This is a genomic window from Cupriavidus sp. WS (assembly GCF_000395345.1).
GTDB lineage: Bacteria > Pseudomonadota > Gammaproteobacteria > Burkholderiales > Burkholderiaceae > Cupriavidus > Cupriavidus basilensis_B.
This window is the reverse complement of sequence record NZ_AQPL01000732.1, coordinates 1-791: the sequence shown is the minus strand read 5'-3', so window position 1 is coordinate 791 and position 791 is coordinate 1. Positions and strand designations below refer to the sequence as shown.

At 67.6% G+C, this 791-nt stretch carries 1 protein-coding gene; it reads left to right on the top strand.

The features are described 5' to 3' along the window. A partial coding sequence (locus K206_RS0136920; RefSeq protein WP_020207201.1) for a DUF6094 domain-containing protein occupies positions 1–791 on the top strand: 791 nt, incomplete at both ends.

Here is a 791-nt window from a genome sequence, read left to right as displayed (position 1 = left end):
GGCGAAGGCGTGGCGATCGCCGAAGCCGCCCACGCCCTCGGGCGCGAGCAGGCCAAGGCGTTCGCCGTCGAGTTCGACGCGGAGCGGGCACGCCATGCCCGCGGCCTGGTCGATCATTGCCTGCACGCGGACCTGATGGACACGATGATCTCCAAGCAGTCCTTCGGGCTGCTCTGGCTGAATCCTCCGTATGGCGACCTGGCGAAGGACGTCAACGGCAACATCGGCTATCAGGGCCAAGGCCGCGCCCGCCTCGAAAAGCTGTTCTACCAGCGCAGCCTGTCGCTGTTGCAGTACGGCGGCGTGCTGGTCTTCATCGTGCCCGGCTACGTGCTCGACGCGGAGTTGGTCGGCTGGCTAACGCGCCACTACACCGATCTGCGCATCTACCGAGCGGTGGAAACGCAGTTCAAGCAGGTGGTGATCTTCGGCCGGCGGGTGCGCCAGCGAGAGCTGGCCCCCGATGGCCTCAAGGGCGTGCGCAATCTGCTGCTGCAGGTTGGGCAAGGCGATGCCGAAGCCGAGGAGCTGCCGTGTGAATGGCCGTTCCTGCCGTATGTCATCCCCGCCAGTCCGGCCGAGCCGGAGCACTTCTTCCGCGTGACGATGGAGCCTGAGCAGTTCGCCGACGAAGTTGGCCGGTTGCATGGCCTCTGGCCGTCGCTGGACACGCACCTGGGGGCCGCGCAGCAGTCGCTGCGTCCTCCGGCGCGGGCTTTGTCCCACTGGCATCTCGCCCTGGCTCTGGCCGCGGGCGCGATTTCCGGCGTTGTGCGCTCCAAGACCGGGCG